The organism is Solibacillus isronensis (assembly GCF_900168685.1).
Classification (GTDB): domain Bacteria; phylum Bacillota; class Bacilli; order Bacillales_A; family Planococcaceae; genus Solibacillus; species Solibacillus isronensis_A.
This window is the reverse complement of the sequence record NZ_FVZN01000014.1, coordinates 734,637-751,071: the sequence shown is the minus strand read 5'-3', so window position 1 is coordinate 751,071 and position 16,435 is coordinate 734,637. Positions and strand designations below refer to the sequence as shown.

12 protein-coding genes and 1 pseudogene are annotated in these 16,435 nt (G+C 38.7%); all 13 read right to left on the bottom strand.

Annotated features, from left to right (window positions below; genetic code table 11):
- Nucleotides 1-19: 19 nt before the first annotated feature.
- Complete coding sequence (locus tag B5473_RS12230; protein WP_079525534.1) at nucleotides 20-1,855, bottom strand: polysaccharide biosynthesis protein; 1,836 nt, start codon at nucleotides 1,853-1,855, stop codon at nucleotides 20-22.
- Between the two features lie 554 nt (nucleotides 1,856-2,409).
- Nucleotides 2,410-2,907 carry a VanZ family protein gene (locus B5473_RS12225; protein WP_079525532.1) on the bottom strand — a complete coding sequence of 166 codons (498 nt, stop codon included), beginning with the start codon at nucleotides 2,905-2,907 and terminating at the stop codon, nucleotides 2,410-2,412.
- 701 nt (nucleotides 2,908-3,608) lie between these two features.
- A complete protein-coding gene (locus B5473_RS12215) occupies nucleotides 3,609-4,406 on the bottom strand; it encodes a TIGR00282 family metallophosphoesterase (protein ID WP_079525528.1) in 798 nt (265 codons plus the stop codon).
- 106 nt (nucleotides 4,407-4,512) lie between these two features.
- Nucleotides 4,513-5,250, bottom strand: a complete 738-nt coding sequence (locus B5473_RS12210; RefSeq protein WP_079525526.1) for an NAD-dependent epimerase/dehydratase family protein — start codon at nucleotides 5,248-5,250, stop codon at nucleotides 4,513-4,515.
- Nucleotides 5,251-5,304: 54 nt separating this feature from the next.
- Nucleotides 5,305-6,258, bottom strand: a complete 954-nt coding sequence (locus B5473_RS12205; protein ID WP_079525524.1) for a glycosyltransferase family 2 protein — start codon at nucleotides 6,256-6,258, stop codon at nucleotides 5,305-5,307.
- A 28-nt stretch (nucleotides 6,259-6,286) separates the two neighbouring features.
- A complete protein-coding gene (locus tag B5473_RS12200; RefSeq protein WP_079525522.1) occupies nucleotides 6,287-7,198 on the bottom strand; it encodes an ATP-grasp fold amidoligase family protein in 912 nt (303 codons plus the stop codon).
- Nucleotides 7,199-7,476: 278 nt separating this feature from the next.
- Nucleotides 7,477-9,153: a phospho-sugar mutase gene (locus B5473_RS12195; RefSeq protein ID WP_079528685.1), complete on the bottom strand. Its 1,677-nt coding sequence runs from the start codon at nucleotides 9,151-9,153 to the stop codon at nucleotides 7,477-7,479.
- A complete protein-coding gene (locus tag B5473_RS12190) occupies nucleotides 9,153-10,445 on the bottom strand; it encodes a glucose-6-phosphate isomerase (RefSeq protein ID WP_254865304.1) in 1,293 nt (430 codons plus the stop codon). Before B5473_RS12190 ends, B5473_RS12195 begins: the two co-directional genes overlap by 1 nt.
- A 288-nt stretch (nucleotides 10,446-10,733) precedes the next feature.
- The gene (locus B5473_RS12185) at nucleotides 10,734-11,495 is read right to left on the bottom strand and encodes a transposase (protein ID WP_079525520.1); all 762 of its coding nucleotides are present in this window, start codon (nucleotides 11,493-11,495) and stop codon (nucleotides 10,734-10,736) included.
- A gap of 101 nt (nucleotides 11,496-11,596) precedes the next feature.
- Nucleotides 11,597-12,253, bottom strand: a pseudogene (locus B5473_RS12180) (ATP-binding protein); the annotation flags it as partial.
- A 237-nt stretch (nucleotides 12,254-12,490) separates the two neighbouring features.
- Nucleotides 12,491-13,213, bottom strand: coding sequence for a hypothetical protein (locus tag B5473_RS12175; protein WP_079525518.1), 723 nt, complete (start codon nucleotides 13,211-13,213; stop codon nucleotides 12,491-12,493).
- A gap of 176 nt (nucleotides 13,214-13,389) precedes the next feature.
- A complete protein-coding gene (locus B5473_RS20800; protein ID WP_303047333.1) occupies nucleotides 13,390-15,021 on the bottom strand; it encodes a recombinase family protein in 1,632 nt (543 codons plus the stop codon).
- Nucleotides 15,022-15,268: 247 nt separating this feature from the next.
- Nucleotides 15,269-16,411 carry a hypothetical protein gene (locus B5473_RS12165; RefSeq protein ID WP_079525514.1) on the bottom strand — a complete coding sequence of 381 codons (1,143 nt, stop codon included), beginning with the start codon at nucleotides 16,409-16,411 and terminating at the stop codon, nucleotides 15,269-15,271.
- Nucleotides 16,412-16,435: the final 24 nt, after the last annotated feature.

Sequence of the window (16,435 nt, the reverse complement as noted above, 5' to 3'; positions counted from 1 at the left end):
TACTGCTTCTTTTTATATTTCAGGCAATCGTTTCATGCACACTGATTTCATCCCGATTCCAATTCGCATTTGAAATTTTAATCAGTTTCGCTTTTAAATCAGACGAATGACACGCATCGATATCTCTTAGTAAATCGGACAGCAGCTGCCCTTCAATCCGGCTCGCTTTCCCGACATGAATTTTCGGGTAAATATGCTCTTCCTGAATTTCTTCCGCATTCAATAATTCCTCGAACATCTTTTCACCCGGACGAATACCCGTAAATTCAATCTCGATTTCCTCTTCCGAAAAACCGGATAGACGAATAAGATTTTTGGCAAGGTCGACTATTTTCATCGGTTCTCCCATATCAAGGACGAATACTTCCCCACCTCGGGCAAGTGCTCCTGCCTGTAGTACAAGTCTGGATGCTTCGGGAATCGTCATAAAATAGCGGGTCATATCAGGATGTGTCACTGTTACAGGTCCGCCTGCCGCAATTTGCGCTTTAAATCTTGGAATAACACTGCCTCTTGATCCAAGTACATTTCCAAAACGAACAGCAGCAAAGTTTGTCCCGCTGTACGTGGCAAGGTTTTGAATGATCATTTCGGCGATCCGCTTTGTCGCACCCATCACATTCGGAGGGTTGACCGCTTTATCGGTTGAAATCATAACAAAATTTGAAACACCAAATGTATGTGCCGCCTCCGCAATATTTTTAGTGCCGAAAACATTGTTTTTTACCGATTCCCGTGGGTTGCTTTCCATCATCGGTACATGCTTATGTGCTGCCGCATGGTAAATGACATCCGGCTCAAACTGCTGGACGACTTCAAAAATCCGTTCCCTGTCCTGCACATCCGCAATGACCGGAACAAATTCGATATCCTTGTATTCAGTCTTTTCAGATAATTCTAGGTGGATTTTATAAATCGAGTTTTCGCCATGCCCAAGCATGATAATCTGTTTCGGATGAAACTGGGCGGTTTGCCGGCAAATTTCCGAACCAATCGATCCCCCGGCACCTGTGATGAGAATCTTTTTATTCGCTAACTTTTTCGAGAGGGCCACCATATCCAGTTTGACTTCTTCCCGTCCAAGCAAGTCTTCGATTTTGATTTCCTGCATATCATTCACGGAAACTTTCCCGGTCATCACATCTTCAATTTTCGGCATGATTTTGATCGTTGCTTTCGTTTCACCTAAGCGGTTATAAATTTCGCGTATTTCTTTTTTGCTCAAAGAAGGAATGGCTAAAATAATTTCCTGGATTCCCTTTGTCTGTACAAGATGCGGAATGTCCTTCGTTGTTCCGCATACATTGACGTCCAGCAGTTTTAAATGCTGTTTGTTCAGGTCATCGTCGACAATGGCGACTACCTGATATTCTGACGGATTCCGTTTCAGACTACGGAGCAGCATTGTTCCCGCCTCACCGGCACCGACAATCAATACACGGTTTCCATCAGCAACCGGTTTGCGGGAAGACCAGTCATGCGCAACCCTAAGAAAGAAACGCGATCCCCCGATCAATAAAATATGCAGCAGCCATGTCACTGCCATTAGACGAAAATAAATATCCTGCTTGATAACAAACTGGATGGCACTTGCTGCTAAAACAGATGTCGTCACCGCATAGCCGATAATGAGCAGCTCTTTAACAGATGCCAGACTCCACAGCCGGTTGTACAGGTGGAAAAAGTGCGCTGATATATGATGACTGACGAGCAGTGTAACAGCACTTAAAAAAATGACTGTATCCGAATAGACTGTTAACGACGGATGCAGTAAAAAATAACTGATAAAAATGGCTGACACGACAATCATTGAATCCAAAATAGAAAATGTCGTGTATCTAGCGGTATAACTCAATCAAAATCCTCCCCCGACTTGACAATACAAAGTTTGATAATTTCGTCCGGAACGCCAGGTATCTTTTGACGTTACATATGAAAACCTACATATATTTCAGAAATTCCTACAAACGCTCTCTTATGCTCTTAAATCCTTACATTATCCCCTTCCCCGTTTAAATTACGTAAAAAAGAACCATATAAACTCTATTATATTTTCATTTTTTACAGCATTACCCAAATGTATAGTTATTTTATCACAAATTATTCCAATCTATTCATTTTCTCCAAAAAAAGAGAGTAAAACCTTGTATTCGACAAAGTTTTACTCTCTTATATTGTTATACTGGCAACTAGGCCCAGTATAGATTGTTTTTAGCTATGCCTATTAACTATTCAGCGAGATGATCAGCGATACAATGCAAAACATAATCACGATGCTAATCCCCCATTTCCATCGCTCTTTCATCATGGGCTCCCTTCGTTCTATTGTTCATGTACGTTTATACATATTCATAAAATCAGGGAGCTATTCATGTTTCTAGTATCTAACTGTCAATAGTTACAAAGTAGTTAACGTTCGCTTACTTTGTAACCAGCGTTGGATTTTCTGTTTTCTGAACGAGCCTTGCCGGATTTTCCGATTAAACCAAGAAGTGTCGCCACAGTAATTCCCGTTGCAGCCCCAGCCCAATCAATAAAAATATCCTTTATTTGAGCCCCTCTGCCTTCAACAAACAGCTGATGATATTCATCGGTAACCGCGTAGATCATACATAGTACTAAGGCAATGATCGCACTAAGAGCATGCTTTAATCCAGTTAGTTTTAATGCCAGCAGTGCAAAAATGCCGAGGAAAAAGTAAATCGTGAAATGTGCGTTTTTTCGGACGAGGTGATGCACCTGGCTTTCCTGCACATTTTCAAGCGGTGTCACCTTTTCGGCAATCTCTATGAGTTGTTTTGTAATGTTTGAACTTAAATCTCTTGAATCGAATACTGGTTGTTGTGAAAAGTAAAAAATGAGCATCATCCACAATACAACAATCAGCCAAGCAAGTATTTTTCTCATTTTTGTTTTTCCACCTCTTATGGGAAGTCGGTTTTGGTTCGACGTTTCATCGCTACAATTATTTCCATATGTTTTCCATTTTATTCTATTTTCAATTTGATTGCCATTGTCTATTGTTGAATATTCAACCGATTTTACAGGTTTGTGAAATGGGATGCAAATATAATCCTTACTACGTGGGATTTTATCCTCAATCTGCACCCGCTAATCCTCAATTTCAAAAAAGCTGCGGTCAATTTGCGCTAATGAAAATATATTCCTCAGTTCTCACCGGATAATCCTCAATCTGAGCTTATATTCCTCAATTACCCTTACTTAATCCTCACTTCATCTTTGATAATCCTCAACAGCAAGCATATAATCCTCAACTCTTATTTTTAATCCTCACTTCTTATAAACTCCGTTGATTTCCATTGCGGGCGGACGCTTTCCGCGGGCACGGCTCCAACTAACTTTTATCGGGACTCATCCCGATAAAAGTGGATTTTCCGCTCGATGCTCCTGTCGCTTCGCTTTCGTCGCAAAATAAATTTTGCTGTTCCCGCAGGAGTCTGCCGCCCTCCATTCCAATCAACTCCCGTTTAGTAAAAGTAAAGTTCATCAAATTTTTATCGATATGAAATTTAAAGGACAAAAAACACCTATCACAAAATAAAAAAGGCAACTGCCTCTCCTGTTCAGTAATAGGTGTCATTATTTACTTATGCTTGAAACGGGTTGTCCTCATTAATAAGTACACGTTCCTGGCGAATGGCTTTCCCTGTTTTATCCTCAATTTCAACGAAGAAGGCACTTAATACAGCGCGGCCTTTTTTTGGTACTTCATAGCGTGCTGGCATATTTGTCAGGAATTTATAAATGACATTATCTTTCCCCATACCTAACACTTCATCATAAGGACCTGTCATGCCAACGTCTGTAATATATGCTGTGCCGCCCGGATAAATGCGGTTGTCCGCTGTTTGGACATGTGTATGTGTTCCGACAACAACGGATGCTTTGCCGTCCAGATGCCAACTTAATGCAATTTTTTCGCTCGTTGCTTCAGCGTGGAAATCAACAAAAACGATTGGTGATGTTTTTTTCGCTTCTTCGACCATTTCGACTGCCATCGCAAATGGATCTTCGTGCGGCGGTAAAAATACGCGTCCGTGCAGATTGATGACTGAAATTGTCACACCGTTTTTCGATACTTGTGTCATGCCGCGTCCTGGTGCATCTTTCGAAAAGTTTGCCGGACGTACTAAGTAATCGGCATCATCGATAAAATCAAAAATATCTTTGTTATCCCACGTATGGTTACCCATCGTAATGACATCTACACCCATTTGCAGTAAATCATTATAAATCGCACGTGTAATACCGCGTCCTGCTGCAGCATTTTCACCATTTGCAATAACAACATCTAAATTATATTTTTTCTTTAAGCGAGGCAAATACTGCTCTACTGCATCGCGACCAATAGAACCAACAATATCGCCAATAAATAATACTTTCATTTTTAAAAACCACTCTTTCTGTTCTTCAACATCTAATTATTCTATCACTTTTTCCACACATGACGCAAAAAAACTGCTACAAAATGAATTGTAACAGAGTAAGTCGCTAACATTTTGAGTTTTCATGCCAATTCCAGGCATCTTCAATCATTTCATGTACATTTCGTTCTGCCTGCCAGTCAAGCTCCTGTTGTGTATTTTTTGAGCTAACCGCCGATAAATCGTACATTTTAAAAGCCAATTCGCCCCGCTCCAACGCTTCAAGTGCCGATACATGGGCATTTGCTACTTCGGCTACATTTTTCAAACCCTGGTTGCCTGTACTTTCAGAAACCACAGCTTCCGGATTTCCACTAACCGAAGCTTGTACACAGGTGCTCTTACAATAACGGAGAACGGTTCCATTCATATCATAGGCTTTCGTATAAGCTTCAAGCATCTGTTCGATCATACACTTCTGCCCTTGTAATAGCTCATTCTTTTCCGAACTTGCCATAACGGCGGAAGAGAGCATGATATTTTTCACTCTGCATGCCCGCATGACTTTCAATAATGCCAATGTGCCGCCGACATTATTTTCATAGTAATATTCAGGATTCCCCATTGCCTCGTTCACTGAGTCCGATGCTGCAAAATGAATGACAGCATGAACCGGAAACAATGTAAATATTTGCGTTAACCGTTGCTGGTCCGATAATTCGCCTTCAATAAAAATAGCACGCTCATCGACTGCTCCGCGGTGTCCTGTGGATAAATTATCATACACAACGACCGGCCCTTTTTCCAGTAATAAATTTACGACATGGCTTCCAACAAAGCCTGCTCCACCAACGACTAATATCACGAATATTCCCCCTTATCGAGCTTCGAATTTTACTTTTACAGTAGCAAGTTTGTTTTAAGCCTTTACTTTATGAACCAAACGGAAAAATGTCGGATAGACCCTCATTTTCACTAACGGTTTCATCATGCGCAGATTCCAAGGGAGCTGAGAAAAGTTTTTGCTTTCCCGGATAATTTGACGCTCCAGCGATTTCACTTGTCGTGTGTTTGACGTCGTTAACAACACATGATGATAACGATGAATATATAGACGTAAATTTAATCCCTCAATCACATTGCGGTACTGCCTTTTATCAAAAAACTGTTTTAATTGGGCATACGTTTGTGCATGTGAATGGGCAATCGACGGACTATAGTTTTTCATCAGCATATCCTCATATTGCACAAAGTTGTACTGCGGTTCATTTACAATGGCAATCTTTTTCGCAAAAGATAAGTACTGCGCGATAAACCCGACGTCCTCAAAAAACGGATGATTATCAAAATATAATCGCTCCCCCATAATGATGGAACGTAAAAAAAGTTTATTCCACGGCACGATATACGCTTCATTGTGCTTTGTCAGATAATAATTAACAGGGTTCGGTTTTGTTAGTAAGGCTTCATTCACTTTCACCTGTTTTTTGCGCTCGGTTTCCGGCCAGTATTTCGTATACCCGCACAGTACGAGATCCGCATGCTTCTGCTCAGCACGCTGCACGAGCTTCTCATACATCGTGCTTTCCACAAAATCATGCCCATCAACAAAGGCAATATACTTCCCTGTTGCTTCCTGCATACCATAATTGCGCGCTTCGCTTAATGTCAGGTTTTGTGCATTAAATATACTAAAACGGTCATCCTCACTGACGTATTCCTCACAAATAAGAGCCGTTCCTTTAGAAGAACCATTGTTCATAATCAGTACTTCAATCGCTTGCAATGTTTGCTGCTGCAGGCTTTTCAGACATTCTCTTATCGAATATTCAACATTATGTGTTGCCACAATAATAGACACAATGTATATCATGTTAAGTCCTCCTAAACGATTAAGGTGATTAATATTTTGAACGGGCTACAGAAACCGGATGCCTCGACTTTTCAATATCCAAATCAAGCCATTGCCCAAGCTTCAGACTGTCATCTTCTTGAATCTGGCTATTTAAACAAGCGTCCGGCGTGAATGTAAAGTTGTTAAAGTAAACTTTTTCATCTGCTACCTTTAAATCGATCCGTACATACGTAAACGGCTTGCTCAACTTTTTCGCAATGGCGAGCAGTTCGTCAAGCTGCGCAGGCCTAGCTTTTCCCTCATCAAACGGATACTTTTTCTTTATATAATTCGAATTAAACCAATCCGGTGTTAACATGAGTGTTTGCTCTTTCGGTGTAAAACGGTGGAAAGTCGTTTCGATAATCTTCGGCACCCCATGAAAACAATGGATATTGTATTCTTGTACATCATTGCCATCTGATGATTCAATTAACCGTTCGATAATAATTCGAGGCTGAAGGAATGCATAGTGTGGCTCCGCATATTTTAGCGAGTAATCCGTTGCCATCATTTCCGCTAACTGGTGCCTTGTTTCATGGTAATCCATTTCACGTTTGTTCTCGCAAACAATCGTCATGCCGGAGCCGTGCGAGCATTTCAACACAAATTTTCTCGGCAGCTGCTCGAAAATAATATCCTCCACTTCATCAAAAATACCGATCAGCGGCGGCAGCAAATAGTTGTAGCCGACTGTGATCATATATTCGCGCGCCTTTACTTTATCTGTAAATCTTCTTTTAAATTCAACATCTTCGAATAGTTTGAGCCACATTAGTTTTTCATTGAAGGTTTTTGGGTTTTCCAGGTTTAAACGAGTTTTGAATCTGTTCCAATACAATAATTTGCTTGCGGCAATCGGGGATAGCTTTACGACTTGTGTGAATGCATAGCGCTTTGCATGTAAAGGGATTTGCATAAATGAATCACAGCTCCTTCTATTTATTTTTTCACATTACTAACTTGTTATGGGTAAGGTAAATTAGTGAAGTTTGCTGTGATTAATAGAGTGGAGTTTGTATTAGATATGCTATTTGTAGGGTCGTTAATTTTAAATGCATTAAAATAGAATCTATAAATATCTTTCTAATAGTATAGTCTCGAAACTTCTAATATATACCTACTATTCGAGTTTTTGTTCTATTAAAATGCAAAAAGGCATTTAGATTATTTGCATTCTAAATACCTTTTCATTGACTATATAAAACTCAGCTTTAATTGTTCCAATTGTTCTAAAGCTTGACTAGCACTTTCACCCTTTACACCAAAATAGTATTTACATTTCGGCTCTGTTCCTGATGGTCGGATGGCGATCCATGATTCGTCTTCCAGTATAAACTTCAATACATTTTCTTTCGGTAAATCGATCGGTAGCTTGTCACCCGTAATCGCAGTTGCCGTTGCTGTTAAATAATCCTCGTATAGAACAACTTTTTTGCCTGCAATTTCAGCTGGCGGATTTTGGCGAACTGTGTCTAACAGTGCAGCCATTTCTTCTTGACCAGATTTACCTTCAAAAACTTTTGAAATGAGTGCTTCTTTGTAATAACCAAATTTCTTGTACACATCTTCCAAAGCATCAAGCAATGTCTTACCTTGTGACTCATAGAAGCTTGCCATTTCCGCTACTTTTAACGCCACTTGTACTGCGTCTTTATCGCGTACGAATGGTTCGATTAAATAGCCGTAGCTTTCCTCATAGCCGAACAAATATTTATACGCACCTGACTGTTCATATTCTGCGATTTTTTCAGCGATGTATTTGAATCCTGTTAATGTATTAACTGTCTCCACACCGTAACGAGCAGCAATCTTGGCACCTAATTCCGATGTGACAATCGTTTTAATCATGACGCCATTTCCAGGGAGTGTTCCGTTTCTTTGCTTTGTCTGTAAAATATAGTTTAACAGTAATGCCCCTAACTGATTACCAGTTAAAAGTTCATAAGATTGCCCGTTTCTAACGGCAACGCCTAGACGGTCTGCATCCGGGTCCGTTGCGAGCAGTAAGTCCGCGCCTACTTGATGACCTAGCTCCATCGCCAGTTCAAAAGCAGCTGCTTCTTCCGGATTCGGATAAGGAACTGTCGGAAACGCTCCGTCCTGAATAGCCTGTGCTTCAACGACATGCACTTCATCAAAACCAAACGCTTTCAATCCTTCAATTACAGGCACTAATCCCGCTCCGTGAAGTGGTGTGTAAACAAGCTTCATATTGCTTTTCACAGGCTGTTCTTTTAACTGAAGCAGACTGGACTGATAAGCCTGATCAATCTTTTCTAAAATATATTGACCATACTGTTCTAATTCCACTGTTTCAATCGCAAAAATATCTTGAATTTTATCCATATAAGAAACAATCGTATCTGCTCCAGCAGGTACAAGCTGTGCTCCATCTGCACCGTATACTTTAAAACCATTATACTGTTTCGGATTATGGCTTGCCGTAATGACAACACCCGCGTAGGCGTATAAATAACGTACTGCAAACGAAAGCTCCGGTGTAGGGCGCGATTCACTAAACACATAGCTATGCACACCATATGCTCCTAAAACTTTTGCAGTTTCAACAGCGAATTCTTTTGAAAAATGACGTGTATCATAAGCGATTACTACACCTCGTATTTTCGCTTCTTCGCCGCCTTCACAAACATACTGTGCAAGACCTGCCGCTGCACGGCGCACTGTATAGATGTTCATACGGTTCGTACCAACACCTAGTATACCGCGCATACCGCCCGTACCGAACTTTACATTTTGATAAAAATGATCTTCTACTAAACGTTTATCAGCACGAATCTCATCTAATTCTTTTTTTAAATAATCTGGTAGATTGGCTGCTGCCCATTGTTCAAACTGAGTTTTTACTGTGATCACTTCGACACCTTCTCTTGCTTTAAAAGTTCCATTATTTTTTTCTTATAAGCTTCTACACCTGGCTGGTCAAATGGATTGACCTCCAGTAAAAGCGCACTCATCGCACAGGCTTTCATAAAGAAATATATTAAATAGCCAAGATGGTACTCATCTAATCTATCAAGTTCCAACTGTATTACAGGCACGCCACCTTCTGAGTGGGCAAGCGCAGTCCCTTGCTTGGAAATGGCATTGATTTCATTAAATGTACGACCGGCTAAATAATTCAGTCCATCTTCATCACGTGGATCAAACGGAACTTTATAATCGACATTAATTTCTTTAAAATGAAGCAATGTCTCGAATAAAATCGGACTTCCTTCTTGAATAAACTGACCAATCGAATGCAAATCAGTCGAAAAATTAGCTGATGTCGGGAAAAGCCCCTTCGCCTCTTTCCCTTCACTTTCACCAAAAAGCTGCATCCACCATTCATGGAAACGTTTCAAGGCAGGCTCAAATGAAGCAAGCAATTCGATTTTATAGCCTTGTGTGTGCAACGCATGACGTAACACGGCATAACGATACGCCTCATTATCCTCTAAATGAGACTCCGAAAATTCTGTTGCAGCAGATTTTGCGCCTAGCATCAACGCGTCAATATCAATTCCCGCAACTGCAAGCGGCAATAACCCAACAGGCGTTAATACCGAGTAGCGTCCACCGACATTTGAAGGGATTTCAAACTGACGGTAACCTGAGATAGACGCAATCTCACGTAATATACCAGTCTCTGCATCCGTTGTGACAATAATTCTATTTTTTGCATCTACACCATACTTGTCCTCCATGTACTGACGGAAAACACGGAAAGCTAGCGCAGGCTCCATCGTGCCGCCTGATTTTGAAATCACATTTACATAGACACGCTTATCCTTTATATAATCGATTAGCCCTTGTACATACGCACCACTTATATTTTGTCCTACATAGACCACTTCAATGCCGGATTTCCGTTCAATAAAATGGGGAGTTAATGCATTCTGCACTGCACGCGCACCAAGATATGATCCGCCAATCCCTACGACTATAAGCACGTCCGCCTTCAACTTAATTTCTGTTGCCACTTCATGAATTTGTTTAAACAGTGCGGACTGATCTTCAAGCGGTGATTGCATCCAGCCGGTTGTATGATGAATTGGTTGTTGTAAGTACTCATGAAGCAATTCCACTCTTTTTGTATAGTGCTGCCAGTCAATATTTGTTAAATCATAATTTAAGATATGCGTTTTCAGCAACTGTAGCTGCAATAAAATTCCTCCATTCTATTTTATTGGTACTTGTTATATAAATTATTTATTCTCTACTAATATCAATCTATTATACGGTAAATAGTACTCGCTTACTAGGGAAAACGCAGTTATGCTAGAGAATCATTTCGACAATTTACTACATTTTTTTACTTTATACATTTTTTTGACCTGGTGGTGTAAAAAAATTATTTAAACCTTCTTTCCTGCAAAATGGCCATTTTCGGGACACAGGGACAGGCACACTGTCCCCCTTTCTTTATAAAAACAGTGACAGGTTCCGTTCACTTACCTGATCCGACCAATCACACTCTTGGATATTCCAGTAATTCTAGACAACTGTCGAATGCTAACACCGTTTAGCGATTTGACTTTTGCTAATATTTCGTCTCGATGACTCCTGTTCAATTGTTGCAGTTGACTTGTATTCGCTATGCCTAATGTATTTAAATATTTCCTTATTTCTTGGTCCGTTTTTTTCACGTTCATGGAGACTTCTAAACATTGATCATCATTTTGCTGTTGCATGTATTCCATATATAATTTAATGGCTTTTCTGCGTTCTGATGAAAACAAATCAAGTCCATAGTCAATATCCACAATGGTTCTTCTTTGAATATATTCATTTATACTTGACCACTGACTTTCAAACACATTGTTTACTAACCCTGCTTTCAAAGGGTTTTGATGGATATAACGAAGTACGGTTAAAAAATAAACTGTATTCTCCACATTTTCACTTTTAAATCGTTCCTGAAATAAATGCCCAACCCGTCCATATTTCCAATTATACCAATAAACATAGCTTGAACTAATTCGCTTGATGATAATGGAGATTTCTTCTTGAGTTACCTTTAATAATAAGTGAATATGATTGTCCATCAAACAGTAGCTATACAGTTCATATTGGCTAATCCCTTTATACTTTTTTAATATCTCTAAAAATCTCTTTTTGTCTTCATCTTCTTCAAAGATGGTTTGTCTATTAACACCTCTCATGATGATATGGTAAATTCCGGTGCGACTTAGTTTCCTCGCTTCCCTTGGCATATAGAATCACCTCAAGAAAAATTTAGTTATGTCTAACTATTAATACGGAAGTCTGGATTCCCTATCACGACATGTCATTTACATACAGTTCTAGTCCTTACCTACTTAATCAACATATCTTTTTGCAAATGGAGATTTTGTGTACGTCTCATCGTAACGGCTTCCCAAATAGCCTCATTTGTAATGTGTTCACTGCCATTTAAGTCACAAATTGTTCGAGCAAGCCTTCTGATTTTCATTTGTACCCGCGTACTCCAGTTGTATTTACTTCCCCACATGCGCAACATGTTTTCCTGTTCATCGCTCAGCCTCGACTATTCCATTAACAGCTCATTTGAAGCGTGAGCATTTAATAGTTGCCCGCCATATCTTGCATTTTGTCGATCATGAGCTTGAACAACTCTCGCCCGGATTATTTCCGATGTTTCATTATCTATGGAAGATTCCTTGTCGAGTGAAACCGTTTCCAATTTTAATAAAATGTCCATTCGGTCATGAATGGGACCAGAAATTCGATTATTGTAGGCGGTAATTTGTTTGGGGGTACATGTACAATAGCGCGTTCTCGATCCAAAATAGCCGCAAGGGTAAGGATTCATCGCACCTAACAGTATAAATTGGGCCGGATACGTCACTGTGGAAGCAGCTCGACTAATGGTAACGACGCCTGTTTCCATCGGCTGACGCAACATATCTAACGTTCGTTTGGGGAATTCAGCCATTTCATCTAAGAAAAGTACCCCTCTATGCGCTAAAGACGCCGTGAGGCTGGATGGATAAAAATACGCAAAATATAGATTAAAATATCCGAGTTTCTACTATTATATAGAGATAATATTTTCACTCCTTTTCCTTACTAGCTTCTAATTTCATTTGAATTACTACTTTCACTCCATAAAACAAAAAAATGGCCCACCCCCATAATGGAGATGAGCCTGATTGATCGTTATTCTTCTTAATGATTACGATGGTTATATCTATGCACAGGAACCACCCTATTTAAATCTGTTTTCTTTTTCTAATATGTCATAAATTTCTTCACCTATATAAATAATTTCATTTATAAATTTTTTCTTTATCTTTTCTATTTCATCTGGAACCTTTACATATTTTATTTTGCTAAGGTCATTTACGGTTGAATTAATCATTCTATTTGAGGCATTAAAACCGTTAGCCTCTAAAAAGCTTTTTACTTCTTCACGATCAACTTCAGTCTTACCAAAGTGCTTACTTACATTAATTAAACAATAATTTTCACCATTAAGGTCAAAATCAAAACAGTAATTATGCTTCTCTCTATTTGTAATAAAACTTACCTGTTTCCACTCAATTGAATTGGTAAGATCCTTTAATTTGTCTATTAGCCCACTATACTTTTCTTTATCTACTTCTTCCAATTTACCCAGTATGGTACCAAGGTAGCAATTATCACCAAAGCTATAACCTAAACCTAGGCTTACATTTATCATCTTCCCTAAAATATCACCTAAGAAATGAATATTTTGAAATGCAGATATGGCATCAGCTTGAAGTGCCTTTTCTGTTGATGATTCTACATCACGTTCCTTAGCAACTTCAATCACTTTATCAATATTCTGACTAACTTGCCTTTGATAGTAATTAACTCTCTCTACTTTCTTTTCTAATGAACTAGAATAAATTTCTATATGTTCTGGATTAATAAAATCCGTTATTGAAGTAGTCCATGAAAAATCCACTAAATCTTCCCCTTTTCTAGATAATGATATAAAAATAAATACCCCGTTATATTTTACCATTTTTTTATCAAACAAAAGAATATATAGTCTATTAATCTGTTAGAACCATAATTTAACGCAAAAAAACGGCCCACCTCCCTAAATGGAAATGAGCCTTAATCTATTACTCTATTAATTTATATTTTTCCAAACCCAGTATCTTTGATAACCTGATAATGAAACACTTCTCTTGTTCCACCCTTTTCCGGTGCCTTGAATCTTTCCATTTTTCCTAGCTTCATTAATGGTCTTAAAATAACCTGGAAGATGTGCGAATCAGAAATGACCATCCTCTCATTCATAAAACTTACAATCTCTTTTAGATCCTTTGGCTCCTCGCAAAATACTAACAGCTCTTCCACCTCAGGCCCTTTGAGTAATGCCTCATGCTTTTCCTTCGTTTTCTGTTTCTTTTGCTGACTTTTTAACTCTACATAATCAGCATAGGTTTCTGGCATTTCTTGTTTTAGTTCAAATATTAAATGGTAGGTGACCTTTCCATCTTTACACACCTCTGCACTACTAATAAATTCTTGAAACAATTCTTCAGGAAAGTCCTCGCTTGCTCCTTCCACATACTTTTTCACCTTTTTCATGATTTCCTTAAACAGTTTTCTTTCATGTTCTACACGTCTTTCTCGTTCATTAAAGTGTTTCAGTCGGTTATGCAACTCCACCAATTCTTCCGTCAGCTTATCCACCAGCTGAGTGTTTTGGCCGTTTTCATGGATACCCTCTTCTACAGCTTTATACAAAGCTTGATTTTGCGTTTCCACTTTGTCCTGCAAATCTATTTTTTCCTGCTTCTCTTCCTCTGTTAATTCCAATCTATTAATCCAATGCAAGACGTCATTTTTAAAATTAGGATCCGTATGAATTTGTTTCAAAAAGTGAATGAAGTTCCACTCTAAATAATCCTGGCGAATACGCTTTGTATCGCATCGTTCAGTTCTATATCTCTGATCATGGCGACAGCACACCCAGAAGTGCGTTTCAGAAGGGGTTTTCCATCGTCTCTCTACATGCCGTCTATGCCCCATCAAATATCCACATTCACCACAATACAGTTTTTCAATAAAAGCTTCATTTTTCAGTTCGTCTTTTTCATACTTCCGGTGTCCATCTTTGATAAATCCCTTTTTCCGTTCTTCTAAAATATCCTGAACCCGGTCCCAGTCCTTTGGCTTAATGATTGGTTCATGGTGATTTTCAATATAATACTGTGGTTCCTCTCCTTGATTACGAATGACCTTGGATTGTAGTGTATCAACGGTCACGTGTTTTTGAAATAAATAATCACCCTTATACACTTCATTTGTTAACATTGCCATCACTGATTTTGGGTTCCAATAGTCTTTTCCTGTAGCTGTTTTAATACCATCACTGGCTAAGTCTTCACAAATTTTATTTACTGTCTTACCTTTTATCACTTCCCTAAAAATACGCTTGATGATTTTGGCTTGCTCTGGCTGGATATGCCACCGATATTCATCGTCCACCCAATAACCATACGTAGCCTTTTTCCACCGGATAATTCCTCGCTTGGCCTGACTACGATGTCCCCAAGCAATGCTCCTCCCAACATTCATGACTTCTTCTTGTGCGATGGCACCGTAGATGGACATCATCAACTCTGATTGGGGGTCTGACGTCCAGATATTCTCCTTCTCAAAATAAATATACACAGGGGTTGGGAGTTGTTTCAGGTGTCGTGCAATGGAAAGGGTATCTAATGCATTTCGGCTAAAGCGAGAAATGGACTTTGTGATGATGACCGCCGTGAGGCTGGATGGATAAAAATACGCAAAATATAGATTAAAATATCCGAGTTTCTACTATATAATAGACGGTTAATTTCACTCCTCTTTCCTTCTAATTCCTCAGTTCATTTTTAATGCGAATTTCACCCCATAAAACGCAAAAAAATGGCCCACCTCCCTTAATGGAGATGAGCCTGATTGTCGCTTTTTTTCTATATAAAGTGCAGTTGTGCCCCAGATTTGCAATGCATTCTTTCTAATCATCAAATCCCATTTCTGGCTTGCTTTTAATTTTAGAAGCTGGTTTAAGCATGCCAGATGCATTAACTCTTTCAAACCTAATATCCTTATCATATTCTTTGCTAAGGTCAGCGGCAGTTTCATATAATATATTGGGCTTTTCATATTGTTCCTCTGTATAACAAATAAGCACAAACACTCCGAAGTCAGCATCTTCTGCTTTTAGGTAAGTAGGTAATTGATAGTTAATTCCATCAGTATATCTTTTGTGGTTGCCAAGCTTTAATTCAATTAATGCCCTATGCCCTTTTCCTATAGAAAAGTAAAAATCAACACTTCCCCTTCCTGTATCGACCTCCGAATTTACTAATACATTAGTATTTTTAAGATATAAATTTGCAATGATATTAAATAGGGCCTGTACACCTTTCTCATTAACAGTACCATCTGGTGTATTAAGAATTGCATGTCCTTTTTTATGCTCAATTGCATTTTTAAACTCTTGTACCATATCAATTACTACTCTTTTGAATTTGCTTGCTGTTGAGTCTTCTTCATTTTGAACAACCTTAGAAGCACTACTAATACTTTGTTTTATATACTCATATTCCTCACTTATATCATCAGGCATAAGTTCTTTGTAATAATCTAAGTCAACATGGAAAAAATCAGTAACTACACCAGGATGATTCCTATAAATACCAAATAACTTTCCTACTTCAAGGAAATCAACATCTTCAAAAATAATACCTATTACATCATAGGGTGTATGAGTATTTCTGAGAAGTTTCACAGCGTCAGGGTCAACGTGCTCTATCTTTTTCACAACTTCGTCAGTTAACTGTTTTGAAATAATGTCATCTAAATTAAAACCATCGTCCGATGAATCATACACAAAATAAAGAACGTGATATAAAACATATTCATCTAATGGAGTTAATTGATGTGGAAAATCATCACGTATATTCCTATGTAAGGTTTTAAGCTTATTCATCCCATAAACATGATCATCCTGTTTATGTATTGGAAAAACAGTTGCATATATTTCGTCATAGTGAAGATTGCTACCAACTTCCATAAAAAAGTCGAAAATTTCATCTAGGATGTTATTAATTATTATTTTAAATTCTTTTGAATACCCATCACTAAAATCTATCATTCGGACGCCCCCAATAAACATTTG

Bases quoted from the DNA above. Each gene is read 5' to 3' on its own strand.
- B5473_RS12215 (WP_079525528.1), bottom strand. From the start codon at position 4,406: ATGAAAGTATTATTTATTGGCGATATTGTTGGTTCTATTGGTCGCGAT.
- B5473_RS12225 (WP_079525532.1), bottom strand. From the start codon at position 2,907: ATGAGAAAAATACTTGCTTGGCTGATTGTTGTATTGTGGATGATGCTC.
- B5473_RS12205 (WP_079525524.1), bottom strand. From the start codon at position 6,258: ATGATATACATTGTGTCTATTATTGTGGCAACACATAATGTTGAATAT.
- B5473_RS12165 (WP_079525514.1), bottom strand. From the start codon at position 16,411: ATGATAGATTTTAGTGATGGGTATTCAAAAGAATTTAAAATAATAATT.
- B5473_RS12200 (WP_079525522.1), bottom strand. From the start codon at position 7,198: ATGCAAATCCCTTTACATGCAAAGCGCTATGCATTCACACAAGTCGTA.
- B5473_RS12185 (WP_079525520.1), bottom strand. From the start codon at position 11,495: ATGCCAAGGGAAGCGAGGAAACTAAGTCGCACCGGAATTTACCATATC.